This window comes from Mesorhizobium sp. M1169 (assembly GCF_040318345.1).
In the GTDB taxonomy this organism is placed as follows: Bacteria; Pseudomonadota; Alphaproteobacteria; order Rhizobiales; family Rhizobiaceae; genus Mesorhizobium.
The window spans coordinates 175208-199189 of record NZ_JAMYME010000007.1; the positions used below are offsets into that span (position 1 = coordinate 175208).

Sequence of the window (23982 nt, forward strand, 5' to 3'; positions counted from 1 at the left end):
GGCCTCCTATCTGAGCTTCAGGGTCGACAGGCCGACCAGCGCCAGGATGACGGCGATGATCCAGAAGCGGATCACCACCTGGCTTTCGGTCCAGCCGAGCTTTTCGAAATGATGGTGGATCGGCGCCATCAGGAAGACGCGCTTGCCGGTCATCTTGAAGTAGCCGACCTGGATGATGACCGAGAATATCTCGACGACGAACAGGCCGCCGACGATGACCAGCACGATCTCGTGCTTGGTCGCCACCGCGACCGTGCCGATCAGCCCACCCAGCGCCAGCGAGCCGGTGTCGCCCATGAAGATCGCCGCCGGCGGCGCATTGAACCAGAGGAAGCCGAGACCGGCGCCGATCACCGCTCCAAGGACCACCGCAAGTTCGCCGGTGCCGGGCACGAAATGGATCTGCAGATATTCGGCGAACACCGCGTTGCCAGAGAGATAGGCGATGACGCCGAAGGATGCGGCGGCGATCATGATCGGCACGATCGCCAGCCCGTCGAGACCGTCGGTCAGGTTCACCGCATTGCCGGCGCCGACGATGACGAAGCACGAGAACGGGATGAAGAACCAGCCGAGATTGACGAGAAACTCCTTGGCGAAAGGGAATGTCAACGATGACGAGAACGGCGCCTGGCCGTTATGCATGATCACCCAGGCGGCGATGCCGGCGATGACGAATTCGAGCCCCAGCCGCGCCTTGCCGGAAAAGCCGAGATGCGATTGCTTGGTTACTTTGAGATAATCGTCGTAAAAGCCGATCGAGCCGAATCCCAGCGTCACCAGCAGGACCACCCAGACGTAGATGCTCGACAGGTTCGCCCACAGCAGCGACGAACCGACGATGCCGGACAGGATCATCAGTCCGCCCATTGTCGGCGTTCCCGCCTTCTTGAAATGCGTCTGCGGCCCGTCGGCACGGATCGGCTGGCCCTTGCCTTGCCGCAGCCGCAGCGAATTGATGATGGTCGGTCCGAAAATGAACACGATCAGTGCCGCTGTGATCAGCGCTCCGCCGGTGCGGAAGGTTATGTAGCGGAAGACGTTGAAGACCGAGATCTTGTCCGCAAATTCGACGAGCAGTGTTAGCATGCGCTTGCGTCCCCCGGACCGATCCTAGGTCTGTCTGCTGGTTGTGGCTTCCGCCGGAAACTTGCCGAGCAACGCCTCGACCAGCTTTGAAAAGCCTATGCCCTTCGACGATTTGATCATGACCACGTCGCCGGGCTTCAATTCCGATAGAAGAACCGGTTTCAGATCTTCCGCACCGGCGCGGTATTCCGTCCTGATCTCGTCGGGCAAAACGTCGGCCAGCGCCCGCATTTCCGGGCCTCCGAGAAAGACCGTGCGCGTGTCGGTGCCGACGATCAGACCGGCAAGCGCGGCATGCAATTTCGCCGAATGGCTGCCGAGCTCGAGCATATCGCCGAGCACGGCAATGCGCCTGCCCTCGCCCGACACCGGCGTCGTGTTGAGCAGTGCCATTGCAGCGCTCATCGACGCCGGATTGGCGTTGTAGCTCTCGTCGATCAGCGTGATCGGCCCGTTGGGATGACGCAACACATAGCGCTTGCCGCGTCCGCGTTCGGGCGAAAGATCGGCCAGCGCCTGCGCAACCCTGTTAACGTCGGCGCCGACCAGATGCGCGGCACCAAGCACCGCGAGCACGTTCTGCACCATATGGCGGCCCGGCGCGCCGATCCTGGCGACAATCTCGTGCCCGCCAATCTTGGCGGTGATGACCGAGTGATCGGCATTGAGCTCGCATTTGATCAGTTTGAAGGTCGCCCGGGCATTCTCGCCGAACCCGTAGACATGCTCGACGCCGGCCTCTTTGGCCATCTTCTCCAGCAGCTTCCAGCGCGCATCGTCGCGGTTGAGAAGGGCGGCGCCACCGGGCTCCAGTCCCTCGAAAACCTCTGCCTTGGCCTTGGCGATCTCGTCCAGGTTGCGGAAGAAGCCGAGGTGAGCGGCCGCGATCAACGTGACGATGGCGACATGCGGCCGGACCATCTTGACCAGCGGCCGGATCTCGTCGGGATGGTTCATGCCGATCTCGAAGACGGCATAGTCGCAATCCTGCGGCATGCGCGCCAGCGTCAGCGGCACGCCCCAGTGATTGTTGAACGACTGGGCCGATGCATGCATCGTACCGACCGCGGAGAGAGCGTGGCGTAGCGCTTCCTTGGTGGTGGTCTTGCCCGCCGATCCGGTCACGGCAATGACCCTGGCCTTTGAGCGTGCGCGCGCCGCAACGCCGAGCTTTTCCAGAGCGACAAGCACGTCCTCCACGACGATCATCGGTGCAGTCAGCCGCCCCAGCGACGGCAGCTTGCCCTCGGCGACGACCAGCACGCCGGCGCCCGCCTTGATGGCAGCGGTGACGAAATCATGGCCGTCCATGGCCTCGCCCTTGATGGCGAAGAAAGCGTCTCCCGGCTGCAGGCTGCGGCTGTCGATGGAAATGCCGGCGATGGCTTCAGGCATCGGACCGAGCGGCCGGCCATCCATGGCGGCAACCAGCGCCTCGGAGGTCCACAGATAGCTCACGCCGCTTGCTCCCGCAGCGCCGAGCGAACTTCCTCATGATCGGAAAAATGCAGCGTCTCGGTGCCGATGGTCTGGCCTTCCTCATGGCCCTTGCCGGCCACGATCAGCGTGTCGCCAGCGTGAAGCATCCCGACCGCCTCGTGGATGGCCTTGCGCCGGTCGCCGATCTCGATGGCGCCAGGTGCGGCTTCCAGGATCGCGGCGCGGATCGTCTCGGGTACTTCCGAGCGGGGATTGTCGTCGGTGACGATGACCACGTCGGCCAGTCTTGTGGCGATCTCGCCCATGATCGGCCGCTTGCCTCGGTCCCGGTCGCCGCCGCAACCGAATACGACGATGACGCGGCCGGTGGTAAAGGGGCGCACCGAAGCCAGCACGTTTTCCAGCGCATCCGGCTTGTGCGCGTAGTCGACATAGACCGGCGCGCCGTTGGCCGCCGTCCCGACAAGGTCGAGCCGTCCCGGCGCGCCCTTCAATTTCTCCAGCGCCATCAACGCCTTGGCAACAGATGTTCCAGTCGAAATGGCGAGGCCGGCCGACACCAGCGCATTTGCAATCTGGAAGTCGCCGGCCAGCGGCAAGTCGACTTCGTGGAGAACGCCGTCCGCTTCGACCTCGGCGCGCTGGCGGTGGCGCTCGTGCTCGACCCGCTTCAGCCGCAGGAAATCGCCGTGGCGGCCGACCGTCAGCACGTTCAGTCCCGCTGCCCGCGCCGCCTTGATCGTCGGCTCCGACCACGGGTCGTCGGCAAAGATGACCGCCGGCGCGCCCTTCGGCAGCAGCGCGTCGAACAGACGCAATTTGGCGCGATGATAGTCCTCGACCGTCGGATGATAGTCCATATGGTCGCGGCCGAGATTGGTGAAGCCGCCGGCCGCGAGCTTGACGCCGTCGAGCCGGCGCTGGTCGAGGCCATGGCTGGACGCTTCCATCGAGGCGTGGGTGACGCCGGCCTCCGCCAGCTCCTTGAGCAGCCTGTGCAGTGCCACCGGATCCGGCGTGGTCAGCGAGCCATATTCGTTGCGGCCCGGCGCCACCACGCCGGTCGTGCCGATCGAGGCGGCGGCAAAACCCGCCTGCTCCCATATCTGCCGGGTGAATGCGGCGACCGAGGTCTTGCCGCTGGTTCCGGTCACCGCGACCATGGTTTGCGGTTGCATGCCGAAAAAACGTGCAGCACTCAGCGCCAGTGCAAGGCGCGGATCGTCTACGACAAGAACCGGGACTGGCAGCCCGGCGACCGCACTGCCTTTGCCGACCACGATCGCTGCAGCGCCGCGGCTTGCGGCATCGGCTGCGTAGGCTGCGCCATCCGCCTTGGAGCCGGTGAGCGCGAAAAAGACGACGCCCCGTGTTACCTGGCGGGAATCCGACGAAATCCCTGTAACCTCCATGTCGAAGGAAGCTGTCCCCTCGACAGGCAGGATACCGGCTAGATTTTTCAGCTTCATCGAACCCCGTTCATCGCAACAAAATAGCGCGCAGTTGCCGGCGCGCCCCAAGAATCACTGGTAGGAAACCAGCGTTGCACCATTTTCATGGCTGAAATCTGGCTTCACGCCAAGCATGGAAGCCGCACGTCGGATGATGTTTGCAGCCATGATGCCCGCGTTCGAGGCGGCCGTAGCACCCATGCCGGGCTTTTCCGGCTTCGGTTCGTCGGCGATCGTAAGCACTATGTATTGCGGATCGTCCATCGGGAAAGCCGCAACGAAGGCGTTGAAATTCTTTTCCTTCGAGTAACGGCCGTTGACAACCTTCTCCGCCGTTCCCGTCTTGCCGCCCACCCGGTATCCTGGCACCCGTGCATTGCGGCCGGATCCCTTTTCGGCATTGAGTGCATAGAGATAGCGCATGCCCTCGACCGTCTTGTCGCTGACCACTTTCTTGGCCACCGCCATCGCCTGCTCCTGCGTGCGCGGCAGGAAGGTCGGGTCCATCAGATAGCCGCCATTCATCAGCGCGGCGCAGCCGACCGCTGTCTGCAGCGGCGTCGTCGACACACCGTGGCCGAAGGCGATCGTGATCGAATTGACCTGCTTCCAGACCTTGGGCTCGGTCGGCCGAGCGACTTCGGGCAGTTCGGTCTGCATCTTCTCGAGGATTCCCAGGCGATGCAGGAATTCGCGGTGTCCGTCGATGCCAACCGCTTCGGCTTCCTTGGCAGAGCCGATATTGGAGGAGTAGATGAACACTTCCGGCACCGACAGTACCCGGCCCTTGCCATGGAAATCATGGATGGTTTGATGGCCGATCCTGATCGGGCGCGACGCGTCGAAACGGCTTTGCAGCGTTATCTTGCCGGAATCGAGCGCCATAGCGGTGGTGAAGCTCTTGAAGGTCGACCCCATTTCATAGAGGCCGGCCGACATACGGTTGAGCCTGTCCTTGTCCTGCGCGTTATAGGGGTTGTTCGGATCGAAATCCGGAACCGACGCCATCGCCAGCACCTCGCCGGTCTTGACGTTGAGCACGACGGCGCCCGCCGCGATCGCGTGGTACTTTTCCATGCCGGTGGCGACCTCATCGCGCACGATATGCTGGACGCGCAGGTCGATCGAGAGCTGCACCGGCTTCAAATCCTTGGCCACCGCCAGACCCGACGCCTGAAGGTCGCTCAAGCCTTGTTCGTCGATGTATTTCTCCATGCCGGAGATGCCCTGATTGTCGATGTTGGTGAGGCCGACAATGTAGGACGAGGTTTCACCGGCCGGATAGAACCGGCGCTTTTCGGTGCGAAAGCCGAATCCGGGGATGCCGAGTTGCATGATGTCGGCCTGCTGCTTCGGCGTCAGTTGCCGCTGCAGCCAGACGAACCCGGCGCCGCTCTTCAGCTTGTTGTATGTCTGCTCGTAGTCGATCTCGGGAAGCACCGTCGACAGCTTTTCGATCGCCTCGTCGGCATCGACGATGCGGCGCGGTTCGGCAAACAGCGACGCGGTCTTGATGTCGGTCGCCAGCACTTCGCCGTTACGGTCGACGATGTCGGGTCGCGATGCCGTCACCCGGCTCTGCGGGCCGCCCGACAGGTCGGGATTCTGGAAACCCAGATAGACCAGCCGCCCGGCAATGGTCGAATAGATGCCGAAGAACACTGCCATCGTCATGACGATGCGGGTCCTGCCCTTGCCACCGGTCGCCTTGCGGGCACCTTCGACCACGATTGATCCGCCTGCACCGGGCTTCGAACCGCGCTTCAGCAGCCTGCCAATCTTTGGAAATCTGGCAGCCATTGGAAATCCGGTGATCATTGGACGATGCCTCCGGTCACCACGGGATCCTTGCCGCCGATATCGGCCATGCCGCCCAGCCGCTGCGATGAAAGGTCCTCGATGTTGACGGGTTTCGCCGGCAGATCGTCCAGCCCGACGATCTGCCGCGCATTGACCGGCTCGAGTCCGAGTTGCGATTTGTAGATTTCGGTGAGCTTCTGCAGGCGCGACGGCTGGGTGAGCAGGCTCCAGTCCGCCTTGAGCAGGTCGATCGTGTCCTCCTCATAACGGATCTGCGCCTGGATCTTGTGCACTGCCGCCAGTTGCTCCTCGGCCTCGCGCTTGGTCTTGTAGGTCAGGGCAGCCGCTGAAACCATGACGGCGATCAGGACTATGTCGCTGGTACGAAACACGTGCTCACCTCTCTCCCGGTCGATCGGCGCCGGGAAGCTTTGGGCCAGGCAGTTTTGGCAGGCCGAAAATCGAAAAATCGCCGGCGCGCGCCGGCGCCTCTGTACGGATCGCAGCGCGCAGCCTTGCCGAGCGCGCCCGCGGATTTGCCGTTATCTCGGCATCGCCAGGCGTTACGCCGCCGCCCTTCTTGGTGAAGGTGGCGGTGCGCGCCTGCGCCTCGGGCAGGTGCCGCGATCCGGTCGCTGAATCGGCTCTGTCGGCGATGAAGCGCTTGACGATGCGGTCCTCCAGGGAATGGAAGGTCACCACGACAAGCCGCCCGCCCGGTTTCAGCACGCGCTCTGCGGCAAACAGTGCCTTGGCCAGTTCACCGAGTTCGTCATTGACGAAGATGCGCAGCGCCTGGAAAACGCGGGTGGCCGGATGGATCTTGTCCTTTGGCGCGCGACCGATATGCGTCTCGATGGCATCGGCAAGATCGAGCGTGCGCTCGAAGCGGCGTTTTTCGCGACGGCTCTCGATCATGCGGGCGATGCGCCCGGCATGGCGTTCCTCGCCGAGAAAACCGAAGATGCGGGCAAGATCGCCCACCTTGAAGGTGTTGACGACGTCGGCGGCGCTCAGGCCCGCCTGCGCCATGCGCATGTCGAGCGGCCCATCGGCCCGGAACGAAAAGCCGCGCTCCGGCTGGTCGATCTGCATGGAGGAGATGCCGATGTCGAGCACGACGCCATCGGCACTTTCAACCTGTTCGTCGAGCGTCGAGAACGGTGCCTGGACAAGCCTGAGCTTGCCGCCGGACTGCTGTTCAAGGGCCCGCCCCGCCGCGATCGCATCCGGATCGCGGTCGATGGCGACGACCGAGGCTCCGCTTGCCAGAATGGCCTTCGTGTAGCCGCCGGCACCGAACGTGCCGTCGACGATCACCTCGCCTTTTGTCGGCGCCAGCGCCTCCAGAACTTCGGCAAGGAGGACCGGAATGTGACGGGCTGGTCCGCCAGCGGCATGAACTTCATCGCCGTCGCCCGCCATCATTCCGGCCGCTCCCCGGGCTTCGTCCCCTGCCGAAGTTGCAAAAGCCGGGCGCGTGCTTCCGTCCCATAGGCGCTGAGCCGTCCCGGCTCCCAGATCTGAAAGAAATTGCCGCGGCCAACGAAGGCCACTTCCGCTGAAATGCCGGTATGCTCGCGAATGAAATCGCTCATCGTGATACGGCCGTCCTGGTCGAGCTTCAGAAACGTTCCATCGCCATGGCAGAAGAACGACATGTCGTCCGCCGTCTGCAGGAACGGGTCTTCCTGGGCGATACGCTGCTCGTAGCGATCGAGCAGGTCGAGCCCACCGACATCCATCGCCGGGCGATCCAGGCAGCGTAGCGCATAAAGTTCCGAATAGCCGCGTTTCTGCACAACGGCACGGAAATGCGCCGGCACGGACACCCGTCCCTTCGCATCGATCCTGTTCACCGCGTTCGACAGAAACCGGTCCATTACGCGTTACGGCCGCTTGCGCCGCCGCACCCCTCTGCATCTTCCTGTCCGCGCCGCCCCAGCCCGGTCGGCGTCCAAAACCCACTTCGTTATAACGGGCGAACGCAGGCAAACGCGCAGCCGCCGCGGCTGCCCGATTGGCGTACGCTTCACCCTGACACGAAACGAAGGCTTGAGTATCGGAATGGGATATCATGGGGTGTTATGGGCGTCAACGGGAACAGTCTTCAAAACGCGCCTGCCACGACTGGGGAGAGCAGCTTTGACGGCACTCCCGTCTTTATCGTCTATTAAGCCTAACGAAGCGTTTAGAGCCGTGTGGCCCAACCGGAGCCGGCTTGCTGCGGATCGCTGCCGCGCATAGCCTCGGCATGTCCTTTTCCGGTCAGTAACGAGGTTGAAACCATGTCCGAAACAGCCAAGTCACGCGCCGCGGCACTTCCCCATCTGCGCCGCGGCGGGCTGGCCAAGGGCGACCCGATCCCCTTGCCCCTGACCATGGCCGCCATCTTTCATGCGCCCGGCGACGCCACCGGCTATGATCAATATGGCCGCTTCAGCAATCCAACCTGGGATGCGGTCGAGCACATGCTGGCGCATCTGGAAGACGCCCCATGCGTCGCCTTTCCCTCGGGGATGGCTGCCATCTCGGCGGTATTTTTCGGCCTGCTCAAAGCCGGCGACCGTATCCTGCTGCCGTCCGACGGCTATCACACGACGAGAGCGCTGGCAGAGCGCTTCCTCAAGTCCTTCGACGTCACTTACGATGTCCGGCCGACGTCGAGCTTCCTCGACGGCGGCTTCGACGGATACCGGCTTGCCTTCGTCGAAACGCCCGCCAACCCGGGACTGGATATATGCGACATCGCAGCCGTCGCCGAAGCCGTGCACAAAGCGGGTGCGGGGCTTGTGGTCGACAACACGACGATGACGCCTTTCGGCCAGCGCCCGCTCGATCTCGGCGCAGACATCGTCATTGCCGCCGACACCAAGGCACCAAACGGCCATTCCGATGTGCTGTTCGGCCATGTCGCCAGCCGCGACGCGGACATTATCTCGAGGGTGACCGACTGGCGCGAGACGTCGGGCGCCATCCCCGGGCCGTTCGAGGCATGGCTGGTGCATCGCGGCCTCGAAACGCTGGACGTGCGCTTCGACCGCATGTGCGCTTCCGCCGAAATGATAGCGCGACGGCTGAAAAACCATCGCGCGATCGGCGGCTTGCGCTTTCCGGGACTGGAGAGCGATCCATCGCACAATCTTGCCCGCGCCCAGATGGAGCGCTTCGGCTTTCTCATCTCGTTCGTGCTCGCCTCGGAGGACAAGGCCGAGGATTTCATCAACAATTGCGCCTTGATGCAGGCTGCGACATCGTTCGGCGGCGTGCACACTTCGGCGGAACGGCGATCAAAAAGGGGAGATGCCGTTCCGCCCGGCTTCGTTCGCCTGTCGGTCGGCTGCGAGCCGGTGGAAGAGCTTTGGCAGGCGATCGAGGCGTCGCTAGACGCAATCGGTGGCTGAATCGGCAATCACGAATTCAGATCGTCGGCATCAATCTTGCGCCGGCCGTGCAGCACGCGAACGATTTCGATCGCCTCTTCACTGACGCGGTACAGGGTGAGGTATTCGCCGACGATCAGGTGACGGATTCCGGTTGCGATGTCTTCGCGCGGCGCACCTGAGAAGGGGTGCAGGGTCAGCAAATCCCACCGCCTTTGCAAGAGATCCACGAGCCGAACCGCCGCATTTGGATTCTGTTCGGCAATGTAGTCGCCGATGGCTTCGAGGTCGATCAATGCCTGAGGAAGCAGGCGGTATTTCACTCCTCAAGGCCTTTGGTTCCGGCCATTTTCAGATATTTGGCGCGCAGCCGTTCCATGATTGGCGGCCCGTCCAGCCCCGGCCCGCTGTCGATCCCTTCCTGCACCAGCTTGCGCAATTCCTCGACCGTGTAGCCGAGCAGGTCGCGCCGGTCCTTCCATTGCCGCAGCGCGTCGCGGATCACCTCGCTCGCCGAGGCATATTCGCCGGCGGCGACCGCGTCGTCGACCGCCGCCGCCAATTCCGGCGACAGCGTGATGCTGCGTTTATCGACTCCCATGACGCGTTCCTCAGTACCGCCATCCAAATGGTACGATTAAATCGCACCATTTTCAAGAAACGCCGCGCTCGATTGCGGGCGAAAATTGAATCAACGGCTGCGCCCGAAGACGCAACCTGCTGATATCAGGAGATTTCCTTTTATCGGGGAAAACTGCCAGCTGGCCTGTAAGCCGGGTTCTGTATGGCCCTCGCCCCTTACGCGGCGAGAACGTGGCGGCCATTCATCTTGGGCGCATGTTGCCATACGCCTCACGCAACCTACCCGGACGGTGAGCCGGAAACAGCCCTCGAGGGTTTCCCCTCGCACCGCCCCTATTCGGTCTTGCTCCCGGTGGGGTTTACCGTGCCGCTCCTGTTGCCAGTCGCGCGGTGGGCTCTTACCCCACCCTTTCACCCTTGCCACGATTGGATCGTGGCGGTTTGCTTTCTGTGGCACTTTCCCTGGGGTCGCCCCCGCCGGCCATTAACCGGCACCGTGTCTCCATGGAGCCCGGACTTTCCTCACCCGCAGCCTTTCGGCTTCGCGGGTGCGGCCGCCCGGCCAGCTGGCAAGGCGTATAAAGGGGTTCAGGCCCGAAAACGCAAACGAAAAAGCAAGTTGTCGCTTGTCAGGCGGGCGCTCCAAGTGCAGCCAGCTGGACCTTGACCTTGCCGCAATAGGCTGCGGACACCGGGTTCATCCGTGTGGCGGCATGGCCGGCATTGTATTTCAGGATCGTGCCGCAGGTCGTGCCGCCGCCGAGATCCCGCGCCATGGCGAGGTACTTCATGCCGTATTTGATGTTGGTATCTGGATCATAGAGGCCCTGAACCGAACCGCTATAGCCCATCATCCGCGCCGTCGCCGGCTTGATCTGCATCAGGCCGATCTCGCCGGCGCTGCCGACCTGGTTCGGTTGGTAGTTGCTTTCGATCTTGATGACGGCGTTGGCGAGCGACACCGGGACGCCATAGCTGGCGGCATAACGCGCAATGATCGCCGAATACTGTCCGCTGGCGCCGACTACCACCGCCTGAGGCGCTGGCCTGCTCTTCGGAGCGACTGACGCCGTTGCCATGTGGTCGATGCTTTTGCGGTTACGCTTCACATAGTGTTTTGAGATTGTCTTTCTTGCAGCGGTTGGCTTTTTCGCAGGGGCCGGCTTTTTCGTCCTTACCGCAGTTGCTTGTTCCACTTTTGCGGTGGCGGTCTTCTCTACTTTTGCACCACGGGTGGCTTTCGGCACGGCGGTTTTGCCGGCTGCGGCACTGAAGCCCTGATCGGCCCGCTGGCTCAGCGGTGCGCTGTTTGCCGCACTGAAGGCAAAAGTCATTACGCCGGCAGCAATGGCTGCCGTTAAAACGGTCAATTTCTGCATGTGATCCTGTTCTGTTTGATCTGCACAAAGAACTTCGCGCAGATACCCTCAATCAACATCGGAACATTTGGGGGGATAGACGTCCGACAATCTGTACGGATCGCCTTTGACGACGGAATTGGCGCCAAAGAAGGCGACGCAAGTCACTTTGAGTAACAGATTGTAATTTTTAAGCTGCAAAAGATTATTTGAGAGAGGCTATCCTTACGGAAGCGAGCAGCCTTTCCAGCGTGCGGATCGTCGATCCATCAGCCATGCCATCGACCAGGCGCTGCCGGAAATGCCGCTGAAATGCCTCTACCACGATTTCGGTCTGCCGATCGAAGGCGCCGGTGATCTCGACGCCATAACCATAGAGCGCCAGCATCGACTGCAGCGCCTCTACCTCGGCGCCGGTATCGCCTGGCTTCAGCACGGCGCCGCGCCGGATCGGTGCTGCCGGCACAACATGGCCGATACCGACGGCAAACAAGGCCTTCCATGGAAATTTCTCGCCTGGATCGACCTTGCGCCCCGGTGCCACGTCGGAATGGGCAAGCACCCGCTGCGCCGGAATGGAATGGCGCTCGATGATGCCGGCGCACAGGCCGATCACCGCACCGATCTGCGGTTTTGCAAAGTTGCGATAGCCGAGCGTATGCCCCGGATTGACGATCTCGATGCCGATCGAACAGGAGTTGATGTCGCTCTGTTCGAACCACGAGCTCTTGCCGGCATGCCAGGCGCGGTCGCTTTCCCTTACCATCTGAACAATGCGGCCGTCCTCATGGACCAGGTAGTGCGACGAGACCTCGCTTGCCGGATCGCACAACCATGCCTCGGCACCGGCGCCGGTAGCCATGCCGGTGTAGTGCAGCACGATCATATCGGGTCCGAGCGTCCCGCGCCGTGGTCCGAAATTCGGCGATACCCTGACCTCGGCGCTCGGCTCATCGGGCGGAAAGCCGCTCATGCGTGCCGCAGGCCTCGCTCGATCATTTCATAGGCCGCGTTGATCGCCGCCAGCCTGGTCGTCGCGATCTTGATGAATTCCTGCGGCAGGCCGCGTGCGATCAGCCGGTCCGGATGATTGTCGGAGACCAGCTTGCGGTAGCGCCTGCGGACCTCCTCGAACGGCTTCCCGCGCTCGATGCCGAGCACAACATAGGGATCGGCGGCACCCAGATCGACATGCCGGGCCAGGATGCTCTGGTAATGCGCCTCATCGATGCGGAATATCTCGGCGATGCGATGCAGGAATTCGCCCTCGCGCTCATGCACCAGCCCGTCGGCCTTGGCGATGTGGAACAGCCCGTCGAGTATATCCTCGAGCATCAGGCAGTTCGAATGGCCCGAACCGCAAAGCTGCGCCATCCGCTCGGCATAGGTCTCGAAACCGGCAATGTCGCGTTTGGCCAAATCGTAGAGCCGCGCCACATTGCGCCTCTGTTCCTTCGGCACCTCGAATATTTCCTGGAAGGCGCGCACCTCGTCTTGCGTGACGATGCCGTCTGCCTTGGCCATCTTGGCCGACAGGGCGATCATCGCCACCGAGAAGGCGACGCGCCGGCGCAGATCGGCATCGCCGGAGAAAACCGTGCGCACGGCCTCGACCACTTCGGCGACGCCTGACGACGCTGAAGATGAAACGCGTGTGACGAAGTCGCCAAGGCGGTCCCAAATCGACATGGGGGCTTCATAGGACCAACCACCCATCGCTATCAAGCCAAGACAGTGCCGCAGGGGCTGGCCCAATCGATTTGACGCAATGCCTGAGGCGGCTGGCGCCAGCGCTCACGTCGTCGCACTCGGCCGCCAGGCGCTGGTATCGTAAGCAGCAGAAAGGCCGGCCTGTGAGGCCAGCCTTTCCTTGGTTGTCACATTGACTACTGAGCCGGAGCAGCCGGCGCAGGCGCCGGAGCCGGAGCCGGCTCGGCAGGCTTGTTGGCGTCAGGAGCAGCCGGCTTCATCGTCTGGTCGGATGCCGGCGGGTTGGTGCTCTGCGTCGTGGTGTTGTCGGTGCCGCTGTTGCTGCAGGCGGCAAGGCCAAGCAACGCAAGCGCCGACACCGACGCAAGAATGAGTTTGTTCATGGTATCTCTCCTCTAATCACGCCTCCGTTACCGGCGGCGGTCGAGGACACAATGCGTAAGCTGCGCATGAGTTTCGTAACGTTGCATTTCTGCCTGTAACATATTCCAATCATTTGACGATTGCCGGTCAGGGCCTCGCAAGCTAACAGATCGAACAGGGAAAAATCCCGGGAGCCGCCGCAGTGACTGCAAAATGGGATTTCTGGATCGACCGTGGCGGCACCTTCACCGACGTAATCGGCCGTGACCCGGAAGGCGCGCTGCACCCGCGCAAGCTGCTGTCCGAGAATCCCGAAGCCTATGCCGATGCTGCCATCCATGGCATTCGCGAGCTGCTCGGCGTCCAACCCGGCGCTCCAATCCCCTCCGCTCTGATCGGCGATGTCAAGATGGGCACCACGGTTGCCACCAATGCGCTTCTCGAGCGCAAGGGCGACCGTGTGCTGCTGCTCATCACCAAAGGCTTCCGCGATGCGCTGAGGATTGCCTATCAGGCCAGGCCCGATATCTTTGCCAAGCAGATCATCCTTCCCGAACAGCTCTATGAGCGTGTCGTCGAGATCGACGAAAGGGTTCGCGCCGACGGCAGTGTCGAGCGCCTGCTCGACATTGCTTCCGTACGCCCGGCTATTGAGCAAGCCAAGGCGGACGGCATCGATGCGGTCGCGATCGTCTTCATGCATGCCTGGAAACATCCCGATCACGAAAAGGCAGTTGCGAAGGTCTGCAGAAAACTCGGATTTTCGCAGGTCTCGGTCAGTCACGAGGTCTCGCCGCTGATCAAGCTGGTCGGCCGCGGCGACACCACCGTGGTCGACGCCTATCTGTCGCCGATCCTGGCTAGGTATGTGCAAAGGGTTGCCGGTGAGCTGGGCGTGGCTCCAATCTCCCCCCTCGTCGTGGGGGAGATGTCGGCGAAGCCGACAGAGGGGGGCGCTGTCCCGCCAGCATCTCAGCATCTTAGTGACGCCAATCATGACACAAAGCACCCTACGGCGCCCCCCTCTGCCCTGCCGGGCATCTCCCCCACAGGGGGGGAGATCGGCCAATCTCCTCGCCTCATGTTCATGATGTCGTCGGGCGGCCTCACCGCCGCCGACATGTTCCAGGGCAAGGACGCGCTGTTGTCCGGCCCGGCCGGCGGTGTCGTCGGCATGGTTGAGACCGCAAAACTCGCCGGTTTCGGCAAAGTCATAGGCTTCGACATGGGCGGCACCTCCACCGATGTCGCCCATTACGATGGTGACTACGAGCGCGCCTTCGACACCGAGGTCGCCGGCGTGCGTATCCGCGCGCCGATGATGCGCATCCACACCGTTGCTGCAGGCGGCGGCTCGATCCTCCATTACGAGGCCGGCCGCTTTCGCGCCGGGCCGGATTCGGCCGGCGCCAATCCCGGCCCGGCCGCCTATAGGCGCGGCGGCCCGTTGGCCGTCACTGACGCCAATGTCATGCTGGGCAAGCTGCAGCCCGAGTTCTTCCCGGCTATTTTTGGACCGGGCCAGGACGAACCGCTCGACGTCCAGACTGTTCGCGAAAAATTCACCGCACTTGCCGCCGAGATCGGCGACGGCCGCTCGCCGGAAACCGTCGCCGAAGGGTTCATCACCATCGCCGTCGAAAACATGGCCAACGCCATCAAGAAGATTTCGGTGCAGCGCGGCTACGATGTCACCGAATACCTCCTGAACTGCTTCGGCGGTGCCGGCGGCCAGCACGCTTGCCTGGTCGCCGATGCGCTCGGCATGGAGGCGGTGCTGATCCATCCCTTCTCAGGCCTGCTCTCGGCATACGGCATCGGCCTATCCTCTGTATTTGCGTCACGCCAGCAGGCGCTGCTGAAGCCGCTGGCGGACAATTCCGGGCCGGCGATCGATGAACTCATCGCAACGCTGCGCAAAGCCGTCATCGACGAACTCGCCGCGCAAGGCATCAGCCAAGACGCGGTCGCCTCGAGACCGGTGCTGCAGATCCGCTACGACGGCACCGATACCGCGCTGCCTGTGAACTTCGGGCACGGCTCGATTGCGCAGGCCAAGGCGGACTTCGAACTGGCGCACAAGGCGCAGTTCGGCTTTGTCTACGACGACAAGCCGATGATCGTCGAATCGATCGGCGTCGAAGGTACCGATACCGGCGGCACCGGCCGCGACGAACAAAGCCTTCCTGGCGTTCGCCACTCCAGACCAGCGCAGAAACGGGTGCGCCTCTACTCTGAAGGTCAATGGCGCACCGCTGGGGTTTATTTCCGTGAATATGAGAACGGCATCCCTGATCTCGACCCCGGCTGCCAGATCGCCGGCCCCGCTTTGATCATCGAGCCGAACCAGACCATTGTCGTCGAGCCGGGCTGGCAGGCCGAGATCACCGCCAAGGACCACGTATTGATGCGGCGCGTCGAGAAGAAGCGCCGACACGCCGCACTCGGCACCGAAGCCGATCCGGTGATGCTGGAGGTTTTCAACAACCTGTTCATGTCGATCGCCGAACAGATGGGCGTGACGCTGCAAAACACCGCCTATTCCGTCAACATCAAGGAGCGGCTCGACTTCTCCTGTGCCGTTTTCGACCGGGATGGCGCGCTGGTCGCCAATGCACCGCATATGCCGGTGCATCTCGGCTCGATGGACCGCTCGGTGGAGACCATCATCCGGCTCAATTCCGGCGACATTCACCCCGGCGACGTCTTTGCGCTGAATGCGCCTTACAATGGCGGCACCCATCTGCCTGATATCACAGTGGTGACACCGGTGTTTTCCCTCCCCCTTGAGGGGAGGGTGGCCGCGAAGCGGCCGGGTGGGGTCCTCGCAGAAGGCACCACAAGTGCGTCGAGCACTGCCGCAACGACCCCCTCCGGCGGCTTCGCCGCCACCTCCCCCTCGAGGGGGGAGGAGATCCTCTTCTACGTCGCCTCGCGTGGCCATCATGCCGACATCGGCGGCACCGCGCCCGGCTCGATGACGCCGCTTGCCACAACCGTCGACGAGGAAGGCGTGCTGTTCGATAATTTCCGCATCGTCGATCGCGGCCGGTTCCGCGAGAAGGACCTGGAGACGCTACTCACCAACCACCCCTACCCGGCGCGCAATCCGCACCAGAACATCTCCGACCTCAAGGCGCAGATCGCCGCGAACGAAAAGGGCGTCGCCGAGCTGCGCAAGATGGTCGCGCATTTCGGCCTCGATGTGGTCGAAGCCTATATGGGCCATGTCCAGGGCAATGCCGCCGAAAGCGTGCGCCGCGTTCTGGAGCGGCTGCCCGACAGTTCCGAATACGAATATCCGACCGACACCGGCCAAATGATCAAGGTGAAGATATCGGTCGACCGGCGGAAGCGCGAAGCGACCGTCGACTTCACCGGAACGTCGCCGGTGATGAAGAACAATTTCAATGCGCCAGAGCCGGTCGCCCGAGCCGCTGTGCTTTATGCCTTCCGCGTCATGGTCGAAGACAACATCCCGATGAATGCCGGATGTCTGCGGCCGATCAACATCATCATTCCCGACGGCTCGATGCTGAAACCCGCCTATCCCGCGGCAGTCGTCGCCGGTAATGTCGAGACCTCGCAACACGTCACCAACGCGCTGTTCGGCGCCATGGGCGCGATGGCCAATGCGCAGGGCACGATGAACAATCTCACCTTCGGCAACAAGCAGTACCAGTATTACGAGACGATCTGCTCGGGCTCGCCGGCCGGCCGGATGAACGACGGCCGCGGTTTTGCCGGCACCTCCGGCGTCCACACCCATATGACCAATTCGCGCCTGACCGATCCGGAAGTGCTGGAACTGCGTTTCCCGGTATTGCTGGAGGATTTTCATATCCGCGAAGGCTCCGGCGGCGAAGGCAAATGGAATGCCGGCGACGGCACCAGGCGCACCATCCGCTTCCTCGAAAAAATGGAATGCGCGATCCTGTCCTCGCATCGCAACCGCCCGCCGCGGGGACTGGACGGAGGCGGCGATGGCGAGGCCGGTTCGACCAAGGTCCGCCGCAAGACCGGCGCGATCGAGACGCTGAAAGCCTGCGATCAGACCATCCTCGACGCTGGCGAGGCGGTCATCGTGACGACGCCGACCCCAGGTGGATTTGGCAAGGCCTGAACTCGCGTCAACAGGCTGTCACCGGCCTGTCATCACCCTGCGCTACCCGCTTGCGGCAACGCAAACGGGGAATCGCCTTGCCATGTCGGACATTTCTGGGGACCTGGTTTTTCGCCGCGGCAAGGAAGTCGGCAAGGCCGTCTACCAGAACCGCCCGCTGTCGAAAGCCGGCATCTCCGAGCGCCTGTTCGCCTTCCTGTTCTCCGGCCTCGTCTATCCGCAGATCTGGGAAGACCCCGAAATCGACATGGACGCGATGCAGCTCGGGACGGGCCACCGCATCGTCACCATTGCCTCAGGCGGCTGTAACATCCTTGCCTATCTCACCCGCTCGCCGGAAAGGATCGATGCCGTCGACCTCAACGCTGCCCATATCGCGCTGAACCGCATGAAGCTCGAAGCCGTCCGTCACCTGCCGTCGCAGGGCGACCTGTTCCGTTTCTTCGGCGCGGCTGAGACCGGGCACAATTCACAGGCCTACGATCGCTTCATCGCACCGCATCTCGACCCGGTCAGCCGCCATTATTGGGAGCGCCGCAACTGGCGCGGCCGTCGCCGCATCGCTGTCTTCGACCGCAATTTCTACCAGACCGGCCTGCTTGGCCTGTTCATCGCCATAGGCCACCGCACCGCAAAATTCTTCGGCGTCGACCCGGCCGGCATCATGGACGCCAAGAGCATCGCCGATCAGCGCCGCTTCTTCGACGAAGAGCTGGCGCCGGTCTTCGAAAAACCGCTGCTGAAATGGGCGACCTCACGAAAAGCCTCGCTGTTCGGCCTCGGCATTCCGCCGGCCCAGTACGATTCGCTGATCACCTCGGGTGACGGCACCATGGCCAGCGTGCTGAAGGCACGACTGGAAAAGCTCGCCTGCGATTTTCCGCTGAAGACCAATTATTTCGCCTGGCAGGCTTTCGCCCGCCGCTACCCTGATCCGGGCGAGGCCGCCCTGCCCGCCTATCTCGAAAAGTGCAACTACAAGACGATCCGCAACAATGTCGATCGCGTTGCCATCCACCACGCCAATCTGATCGAGTTCCTTGCCGGCAAGGATGCCGGCTCGGTGGATCGCTTCGTGCTGCTCGATGCACAGGACTGGATGACCGACCACCAGCTCAACGGGTTGTGGGCCGAGATCACCCGAACCGCCTCAACCGGCGCCCGCGTCATCTTCCGTACCGCCGCGGAACCCAGCCTGCTGCCCGGCCGCGTCTCGAATTCGCTGCTCGACCAGTGGCGCTACGAGAACGACGCCTCGCGCGAGTTTTCGGCGCGCGACCGCTCGGCCATCTATGGTGGCTTCCATCTCTATGTGAAGCGGTCCGCATGAGCACGACCGAATTGCCGGCCAGCCATGCCCAGCTGATGGACGGCGTCTACCGCTGGCAGCGTCATATCTACGACCTGACCCGCAAATACTATCTGCTCGGCCGCGACCGGCTTATCGCCGGACTCGATGTGCCGGCCGGCGGCACCGTGCTCGAGCTCGGCTGCGGCACCGGCCGCAACATCATCCTCGCCGCCCGCCGCTATCCCGGCGCGCGCTTCTTCGGCCTCGATATTTCGGCCGAGATGCTGGAGACGGCCACTGCCGCCCTCGCGCGCGAAGGCCTCTCCGGCCGCGTCACCCTGGCGTGCGGCGACGCCACCGATTTCGACGCGAAAGCACTGTTCGGCGTCAAAAGTTTCGACCGCATTTTTGTCTCGTATTCGCTGTCGATGATTCCCGGCTGGGAGAAGACAGTGTTCGCGGCTCTTGCTGCCCTGTCACCGGGCGGCTCGCTGCACGTCGTCGATTTCGGCCAGCAGGAGGCCCTGCCCGGCTGGTTCCGCACGCTGCTGCGCGGCTGGTTGAGAAAATTCCATGTCCAGCCGCGTGAAGCCCTGCGCGACGTCCTGGAATCGGAATCTGCGAGAGTTGGTGCAAGCCTTCGATTCAGAACACTTTATCGCGGCTACAGCTGGCTCGCCGTGATCAAGATCGCCATCTAATATCAATTTTGGCGTGGAAGGTTTTGGGGCTCCAATCCTAAATGGGGGCCGTGGCTGAAATCAGTTAATTGGCTAAATCACACATTGCCATGTGACCCAATGAGTGGTACATTATCTCCTCGCCGGAAGCATGGGATGATCATCGGATTTAGAGATGGATGGCTGCGGGCTTTCTTCGTGGACGACACCCATTCCCGCAATATTCCGTCCGATCTCGAAAGCCGTTTGTTCCGCAAGCTCCAGATGATTGACGACGCGGCGATCGATCAGGATTTGCGTGTGCCGCCGAGCAACCATTTCGAGAAGTTGCGCGGCAATCTCGAAGGCTTCCATTTGATCCGTGTCGACAAACAATGGCGGCTGGTCTTCCGCTGGGACGGGGGCCGGGGCGAGGCGTCGGACATCTATCTCGACGACCACAGTTATAGTTATATATAAGTGAGGTGAGACATGTTGATGACCGCACGCAAGCCAGCAACGGTTGGCGAAATTCTTACGGAAGAATTCATGCAACCACTCGGCCTGACACAGGCGGCTTTGGCCGAAGCTATGAGCGTCCAGCGCAAGCATGTGAACGAATTGTGCAACGGCCGCCGCAACGTGACGGCGGCTACCGCGCTCATTCTGGCGCGGGTGTTTGGCAACAGCCCGGATTTCTGGTTGAACGTCCAGCGCCGTAATGATCTTTGGACGGTTATGAACTCACCCGACGAGCGGGCGCGTGTTGATCGCGCCAAGCCTTTGGCGACAGCCGCATAGACAAGACTGCGACCGCCGCATTCCTCAGTGCAGCGCCTTGACCAGCCCCGCTACCATCGCCTGCGGCCGATAGCCGAGCCTGGCCGGCGTCAGCCCGAGCCGCACCACAACCAGCTGCTCCGAGGGGATGATGGCAACCGTTTGCCCATCATGCCCCTCCATCCAATAGGTGTCCTTGGGCAGGCCGGCGGTAGTGCCGGCGCCGGGGTTTTCTTCGTCGCCCGGTCCTTCTATCCATAATTGCCCCTTGCCGTAGACTTTCGAGGCAGTTGCCGGTTCCCGCATCCAGTCGACGAAGCCGGCGGGCAGCATCTCCTTGCCGTTCCAGACGCCGCCCTGCAGCAGGAACTGGCCGAAGCGCGCCCAGTCGCGTGCCGTGGCGTAGAGGTAGGACGAGCCGACGAAGGTGCCGTGCTCGTCGGCCTCCAGCACTGCACTCTGCATGCCGAGCGGATAGAACAGCGCGGTCCTAGGCCACGCCAGTGCCTTGTCCTTGTCGCCGATCGCGTCCTGCCACAATCGGGACAGCATCACCGCCGTGCCGCTCGAATAGGAAAACACCTTGCCGACCTCGCCGGTCAGCGGCTTGGATCCGGCAAAGCCGGCCATGTCCGGTTCGAGGTAGAGCATGCGCGTTACGTCGGCGACGTCGCCGTAATCCTCGTTGAATTCCAGCCCGCTCGACATCGCCATCATGTCGGCGAGGCTGATCACGGCGCGGCCATCTCCCTTCCAGGGACCGAACAGACCCTGGTTGGTCATCGCCAGCTTGCCCTCCTTCACCAGCGTGCCGACGATCGCCGCATTCACCGTCTTGGTCATTGACCAGCCCAATAGCGGCGTCTTTTCGGAAAAGCCGTCGCCATAACGCTCAGCGACGATGCGGCCGTTCTTGACCACCACGACCGCCCGCATCCCGGCGCCGGTCATGGCTGGATCGTCGAGGACTTTCGCGACCTCGGGATCCTGCGAGGCATCGGCCTTGTCGCCCTCCGGCCAGATCAGATCGGGCAGCGGCGCCGGCGTCGGTGCAGCTCCGGCGACAGCCTTGGCGGCGGCAATATCGCCGTCGGGAACCGAGGCGCAGCCGAGCCCCTCGCGGGCGACCGCGACACTTTTGCCGAGTGCGCCGAACAGGCCCGCCGAAACCGTTCCCTTCTCCTTGTCCACCGACACTCTCATCAGCTTCAGCAGCGGATGACCCGGCGCCTGCACATCGACGGCGAGCACGTCGTCGGCGTCTCGCCCGGCGATGAAGACGTTCGAGCAGACGATCTTGGCGGCATAGCCGGAACCGACGCGGATCAGTTCCGGCGGCGCGAAATACAGCCAGCCGGCGAGTATCGCGGCGGCCAGCACAGCCAGGCCGAGCAGCCATTTGACGAACTTCAAAAGGATCTGCATTTGAGTTCCCCCGGGCGCGCTCGATCTATGTCATCGATTTGCCGCCATTGTTTCGGCAAAATCGCGGCTCTTGTCGAGCGCCGTCAACCGAATATCAACCATGATCGGCGATCACAGGTGCATGTCGCCCAGAAGTGCGCAGCGGTTTTGGGACAACGACATGCATAGACAAAAGAGCTAAGCGCGTCGAAGCGACGCGCTTAGGACAGACCGGGCGATCCTGTGGGGTGACCGTCCGGCGGGGCTTGAATGCATGCGTCCCAAAACTGCGTAACGGTTTGGGAATGCATGAAACGAAGATCCAGGCGCGTCGCGTAAGTCAGTTTCAAACGCGCCGCGCCCGGTCGAGGGGCCACCCGCGGAAAGACCCATCAGCGGCCGGCTGAAACCGGCTCGGGAAGTAGCGATGCGCCGTTTCGCGGTCCTCATCACGCTGATGCTGCTTGGCGCCTGCTCGACGGTCGAGGATCTGACGCCATCGCTGTCGTCGTCCAGCGCCTCGATGGTTGCGGTACGCGCGCCGCGTTTTGCCGATTCCGACCCGCATGAATGGGAGAGCGGCGCACCGTGGAGCTATGCCGTCCACGGCACCGACGTCTCCAAATACCAGACATCGATCGACTGGCCGGCGGCCAGGGCCAGCGGCATCTCCTTCGCCTTTATCAAGGCAACCGAAGGCGGAGACCGTTTCGATGAAGCTTTCAACGAGCATTGGAGCCGCACCAGGGCGTCGGGCATCCCCCGTGCCGCCTATCATTTTTTCTACTTTTGCACGCCGGCCGCTACCCAGGCGCGCTGGTTCATCCAGAACGTGCCCAGAGACGGTTCGGCGATGCCGCCGGTTCTCGACATGGAATGGAACCCGAAATCGCCGACCTGCAAGCTGCGGCCCGATCCCGCCACGGTACGCAGCGAGATGAGCACGTTCCTCGAAATCGTCGAAAAATACTACGGCAAGAAGCCAATCATCTACACGTCTGTCGATTTCTTCGAAGATAACGGTTTATCGGGCTTCCGCAATTACCCCTACTGGCTGCGCTCCGTCGCCGGGCACCCGCGCCAGAAATACGGCAGCCATCCCTTCACCTTCTGGCAGTATACCGGAACGGGTGTCGTGCCGGGCATGGCCGGAAACGCCGACATCAGCGTCTTCAACGGCTCCGAAGCCGCGTGGAAGAAGTGGTTGCGGCAGAACACCCGTTGACACCAGGCCTGCCGCCTGCTTTTCGACACAGCCAACGACGAATGCCTGCAACCGCCGGTAATCTTCTTGGAAGGATAGCGATGCGATTGCGCTTTGGACTTCTCGCGGCGCTGCTCCTGACCGCCGTGCCGGCCGCGGCACAGCAATGCGGCGGGGATTTCGAGTCATGGAAGCACGGCGTGGCGGCGGAGGCTAGGGCGGCCGGCGTCGGCGCTGCCGGCCTTTATGCGCTGGAAAACGCCACCCTCGATGAGAAGGCGTTGGCACGCGACCGCGCCCAGGGCGTCTTCACCCAGACCTTCATCGAATTCTCGAACCGCATGATCTCGTCGCATCGGCTGAAGCAAGGTGCGGCCAATCTGCAAAAATATGCCGAGGTCTTTGTCCGCGCCGATCGCGAATACGGCGTGCAGGCGCCGGTCATCGCCGCCTTCTGGGCCCTGGAGACCGATTTTGGCGCCGTGCAGGGCGATTTTCATACGCTGAACGCGCTGGTGAGCCTTTCGCATGACTGCCGCCGTCCGCAGCTGTTCCGGCCGCAGATCGTGCCGCTGCTGATGTTGATCGATCGCGGCGTGGTGCCGGCCGACGTGACCGGTGCCTGGGCCGGCGAGATCGGCCAGACGCAGATGTTGCCTTCCGACTATCTCGGCCACGGCGTCGACGGCGACGGCGATGGCTTGGTCGACCTGCGCGGCAGCGCGCCGGACGTGATCATGAGCACGGCCAGCAAGATCCAGTCGCGCGGCTGGAAGCGCGACCAGCCCTGGATCGAGGAAGTCCGTGTGCCTGACGATTTGCCGTGGGAGCAGACGGGACGCACCAACAAGCTGCCGTTGACGCAATGGAGCCAGTGGGGCGTTACCAGGCCCGACGGTACACCGCTTCTCGACAACGGCCTGAAGGCCGGCCTGGCGCTGCCCATGGGTCGCAAGGGGCCAGCCTTCCTGACCTACGACAATTTCGACGTCTATCTCGAGTGGAACCAGTCCTTCACCTATGCCCTGACCGCGGCAAATCTTGCCGCCCGACTGGGGGGCGCGCCGCGATTCGATCCGCGCAACCCCGAACCCGGCCTCGACGCCGACCAGATGAAGGCGCTACAGACCAAGCTCGAGGCGAAAGGCTATGACGTGGGCACCGTCGACGGCATCCTGGGCACCAACACCCGCGAAGCCATCCGTAAGGAGCAGATGCGTCTGGGCCTGCCGGTCGACGGCTGGCCGACTCCGGAGTTGCTGGCCAGGCTGTGATGGTGGTGAATGGTGAATGGTGAATGGTGAATGGTGAATGGTGAAAAGAATAGCACCGGAGCCGCATTGAG

The 23982-nt window shown here is 62.7% G+C and carries 22 protein-coding genes and 1 other RNA gene; 8 read left to right on the forward strand and 15 right to left on the reverse strand.

Annotated features, from left to right (window positions below):
- Window positions 1-6: 6 nt before the first annotated feature.
- From mraY to mraZ, 7 genes are read right to left on the reverse strand one after another with little or no spacing between them, the layout of a single operon-like run.
- Window positions 7-1089: a phospho-N-acetylmuramoyl-pentapeptide-transferase gene (gene mraY / locus NKH41_RS10295; RefSeq protein ID WP_023676767.1), complete on the reverse strand. Its 1083-nt coding sequence runs from the start codon at window positions 1087-1089 to the stop codon at window positions 7-9.
- A gap of 24 nt (window positions 1090-1113) precedes the next feature.
- Window positions 1114-2547, reverse strand: a complete 1434-nt coding sequence (locus tag NKH41_RS10300; RefSeq protein WP_352767744.1) for a UDP-N-acetylmuramoylalanyl-D-glutamyl-2,6-diaminopimelate--D-alanyl-D-alanine ligase — start codon at window positions 2545-2547, stop codon at window positions 1114-1116.
- Complete coding sequence (locus tag NKH41_RS10305; protein WP_352767742.1) at window positions 2544-3998, reverse strand: UDP-N-acetylmuramoyl-L-alanyl-D-glutamate--2,6-diaminopimelate ligase; 1455 nt, start codon at window positions 3996-3998, stop codon at window positions 2544-2546. Before NKH41_RS10305 ends, NKH41_RS10300 begins: the two co-directional genes overlap by 4 nt.
- A gap of 54 nt (window positions 3999-4052) precedes the next feature.
- Window positions 4053-5780 (reverse strand): peptidoglycan D,D-transpeptidase FtsI family protein, encoded by a 1728-nt coding sequence (locus tag NKH41_RS10310; protein WP_352524267.1) that lies wholly within the window; start codon window positions 5778-5780, stop codon window positions 4053-4055.
- 14 nt (window positions 5781-5794) lie between these two features.
- Entirely contained in the window at window positions 5795-6172 is a 378-nt protein-coding gene (ftsL, locus tag NKH41_RS10315) for a cell division protein FtsL (RefSeq protein WP_023676771.1), read from the reverse strand.
- 4 nt (window positions 6173-6176) lie between these two features.
- Window positions 6177-7208 (reverse strand): 16S rRNA (cytosine(1402)-N(4))-methyltransferase RsmH, encoded by a 1032-nt coding sequence (gene rsmH, locus NKH41_RS10320; protein WP_352767741.1) that lies wholly within the window; start codon window positions 7206-7208, stop codon window positions 6177-6179.
- Window positions 7205-7663 carry a division/cell wall cluster transcriptional repressor MraZ gene (mraZ, locus tag NKH41_RS10325; protein WP_254818997.1) on the reverse strand — a complete coding sequence of 153 codons (459 nt, stop codon included), beginning with the start codon at window positions 7661-7663 and terminating at the stop codon, window positions 7205-7207. The genes rsmH and mraZ overlap by 4 nt, the downstream gene beginning before the upstream one ends.
- Window positions 7664-8068: 405 nt before the next feature.
- Between mraZ and NKH41_RS10330 the strand changes: the two genes are divergently transcribed.
- The gene (locus tag NKH41_RS10330) at window positions 8069-9184 is read left to right on the forward strand and encodes a cystathionine gamma-lyase (protein ID WP_352767740.1); all 1116 of its coding nucleotides are present in this window, start codon (window positions 8069-8071) and stop codon (window positions 9182-9184) included.
- A gap of 8 nt (window positions 9185-9192) precedes the next feature.
- On the opposite strand, the gene NKH41_RS10335 is transcribed toward NKH41_RS10330, so the two are convergent.
- From NKH41_RS10335 to NKH41_RS10365, 7 genes are all read right to left on the reverse strand, one after another.
- Window positions 9193-9486, reverse strand: coding sequence for a type II toxin-antitoxin system RelE/ParE family toxin (locus NKH41_RS10335; protein ID WP_352501067.1), 294 nt, complete (start codon window positions 9484-9486; stop codon window positions 9193-9195).
- Window positions 9483-9764 carry a type II toxin-antitoxin system ParD family antitoxin gene (locus NKH41_RS10340; RefSeq protein WP_352767738.1) on the reverse strand — a complete coding sequence of 94 codons (282 nt, stop codon included), beginning with the start codon at window positions 9762-9764 and terminating at the stop codon, window positions 9483-9485. The genes NKH41_RS10335 and NKH41_RS10340 overlap by 4 nt, the downstream gene beginning before the upstream one ends.
- A 152-nt stretch (window positions 9765-9916) precedes the next feature.
- Window positions 9917-10315: RNase P RNA component class A (gene rnpB, locus NKH41_RS10345), an RNA gene on the reverse strand.
- A 59-nt stretch (window positions 10316-10374) separates the two neighbouring features.
- Window positions 10375-11124, reverse strand: a complete 750-nt coding sequence (locus NKH41_RS10350; RefSeq protein ID WP_352471549.1) for a lytic transglycosylase domain-containing protein — start codon at window positions 11122-11124, stop codon at window positions 10375-10377.
- 184 nt (window positions 11125-11308) lie between these two features.
- Window positions 11309-12076 carry an N-acetylmuramoyl-L-alanine amidase gene (locus NKH41_RS10355; protein ID WP_352767736.1) on the reverse strand — a complete coding sequence of 256 codons (768 nt, stop codon included), beginning with the start codon at window positions 12074-12076 and terminating at the stop codon, window positions 11309-11311.
- Complete coding sequence (locus tag NKH41_RS10360) at window positions 12073-12792, reverse strand: TerB family tellurite resistance protein (RefSeq protein WP_352471547.1); 720 nt, start codon at window positions 12790-12792, stop codon at window positions 12073-12075. The genes NKH41_RS10355 and NKH41_RS10360 overlap by 4 nt, the downstream gene beginning before the upstream one ends.
- A gap of 197 nt (window positions 12793-12989) precedes the next feature.
- Entirely contained in the window at window positions 12990-13196 is a 207-nt protein-coding gene (locus NKH41_RS10365; protein ID WP_352778751.1) for a hypothetical protein, read from the reverse strand.
- Between the two features lie 182 nt (window positions 13197-13378).
- Here NKH41_RS10365 and NKH41_RS10370 point away from each other — a divergent pair, with 182 nt between their 5' ends.
- The 5 genes from NKH41_RS10370 to NKH41_RS10390 all read left to right on the forward strand — a co-directional run bounded on the left by NKH41_RS10370 (window position 13379) and on the right by NKH41_RS10390 (window position 20050).
- Window positions 13379-17299, forward strand: coding sequence for a hydantoinase B/oxoprolinase family protein (locus NKH41_RS10370; protein ID WP_352767733.1), 3921 nt, complete (start codon window positions 13379-13381; stop codon window positions 17297-17299).
- 82 nt (window positions 17300-17381) lie between these two features.
- Window positions 17382-18629 (forward strand): BtaA family protein, encoded by a 1248-nt coding sequence (locus NKH41_RS10375; protein WP_352767731.1) that lies wholly within the window; start codon window positions 17382-17384, stop codon window positions 18627-18629.
- Entirely contained in the window at window positions 18626-19291 is a 666-nt protein-coding gene (locus NKH41_RS10380) for a class I SAM-dependent methyltransferase (RefSeq protein WP_352501072.1), read from the forward strand. Before NKH41_RS10375 ends, NKH41_RS10380 begins: the two co-directional genes overlap by 4 nt.
- 135 nt (window positions 19292-19426) lie before the next feature.
- Window positions 19427-19729, forward strand: coding sequence for a type II toxin-antitoxin system RelE/ParE family toxin (locus NKH41_RS10385; protein WP_352767730.1), 303 nt, complete (start codon window positions 19427-19429; stop codon window positions 19727-19729).
- A 12-nt stretch (window positions 19730-19741) separates the two neighbouring features.
- A complete protein-coding gene (locus NKH41_RS10390; RefSeq protein ID WP_352453138.1) occupies window positions 19742-20050 on the forward strand; it encodes a HigA family addiction module antitoxin in 309 nt (102 codons plus the stop codon).
- Between the two features lie 24 nt (window positions 20051-20074).
- Here the strand turns inward: NKH41_RS10390 and NKH41_RS10395 are convergent, their stop codons facing one another.
- The gene (locus tag NKH41_RS10395; RefSeq protein WP_352767728.1) at window positions 20075-21454 is read right to left on the reverse strand and encodes a serine hydrolase domain-containing protein; all 1380 of its coding nucleotides are present in this window, start codon (window positions 21452-21454) and stop codon (window positions 20075-20077) included.
- Window positions 21455-21860: 406 nt separating this feature from the next.
- On the opposite strand from NKH41_RS10395, the gene NKH41_RS10400 reads away from it, so the two are divergent.
- Window positions 21861-22658 (forward strand): glycoside hydrolase family 25 protein, encoded by a 798-nt coding sequence (locus NKH41_RS10400; protein ID WP_502895651.1) that lies wholly within the window; start codon window positions 21861-21863, stop codon window positions 22656-22658.
- 80 nt (window positions 22659-22738) lie between these two features.
- Window positions 22739-23911 carry a lytic murein transglycosylase gene (locus tag NKH41_RS10405; protein WP_352767726.1) on the forward strand — a complete coding sequence of 391 codons (1173 nt, stop codon included), beginning with the start codon at window positions 22739-22741 and terminating at the stop codon, window positions 23909-23911.
- The last annotated feature ends 71 nt before the right edge of the window (window positions 23912-23982 follow it).

Bases quoted from the DNA above. Each gene is read 5' to 3' on its own strand.
- NKH41_RS10360 (WP_352471547.1), bottom strand. From the start codon at position 12,792: ATGTCGATTTGGGACCGCCTTGGCGACTTCGTCACACGCGTTTCATCT.
- NKH41_RS10350 (WP_352471549.1), bottom strand. From the start codon at position 11,124: ATGCAGAAATTGACCGTTTTAACGGCAGCCATTGCTGCCGGCGTAATG.
- NKH41_RS10310 (WP_352524267.1), bottom strand. From the start codon at position 5,780: ATGGCTGCCAGATTTCCAAAGATTGGCAGGCTGCTGAAGCGCGGTTCG.
- NKH41_RS10355 (WP_352767736.1), bottom strand. From the start codon at position 12,076: ATGAGCGGCTTTCCGCCCGATGAGCCGAGCGCCGAGGTCAGGGTATCG.
- NKH41_RS10385 (WP_352767730.1), top strand. From the start codon at position 19,427: ATGATCATCGGATTTAGAGATGGATGGCTGCGGGCTTTCTTCGTGGAC.
- mraY (WP_023676767.1), bottom strand. From the start codon at position 1,089: ATGCTAACACTGCTCGTCGAATTTGCGGACAAGATCTCGGTCTTCAAC.
- NKH41_RS10365 (WP_352778751.1), bottom strand. From the start codon at position 13,196: ATGAACAAACTCATTCTTGCGTCGGTGTCGGCGCTTGCGTTGCTTGGC.
- rsmH (WP_352767741.1), bottom strand. From the start codon at position 7,208: ATGATGGCGGGCGACGGCGATGAAGTTCATGCCGCTGGCGGACCAGCC.
- NKH41_RS10395 (WP_352767728.1), bottom strand. From the start codon at position 21,454: ATGCAGATCCTTTTGAAGTTCGTCAAATGGCTGCTCGGCCTGGCTGTG.
- NKH41_RS10375 (WP_352767731.1), top strand. From the start codon at position 17,382: ATGTCGGACATTTCTGGGGACCTGGTTTTTCGCCGCGGCAAGGAAGTC.
- NKH41_RS10390 (WP_352453138.1), top strand. From the start codon at position 19,742: ATGTTGATGACCGCACGCAAGCCAGCAACGGTTGGCGAAATTCTTACG.
- NKH41_RS10305 (WP_352767742.1), bottom strand. From the start codon at position 3,998: ATGAAGCTGAAAAATCTAGCCGGTATCCTGCCTGTCGAGGGGACAGCT.
- NKH41_RS10400 (WP_502895651.1), top strand. From the start codon at position 21,861: ATGCGCCGTTTCGCGGTCCTCATCACGCTGATGCTGCTTGGCGCCTGC.
- NKH41_RS10405 (WP_352767726.1), top strand. From the start codon at position 22,739: ATGCGATTGCGCTTTGGACTTCTCGCGGCGCTGCTCCTGACCGCCGTG.
- NKH41_RS10380 (WP_352501072.1), top strand. From the start codon at position 18,626: ATGAGCACGACCGAATTGCCGGCCAGCCATGCCCAGCTGATGGACGGC.
- mraZ (WP_254818997.1), bottom strand. From the start codon at position 7,663: ATGGACCGGTTTCTGTCGAACGCGGTGAACAGGATCGATGCGAAGGGA.
- NKH41_RS10330 (WP_352767740.1), top strand. From the start codon at position 8,069: ATGTCCGAAACAGCCAAGTCACGCGCCGCGGCACTTCCCCATCTGCGC.
- NKH41_RS10340 (WP_352767738.1), bottom strand. From the start codon at position 9,764: ATGGGAGTCGATAAACGCAGCATCACGCTGTCGCCGGAATTGGCGGCG.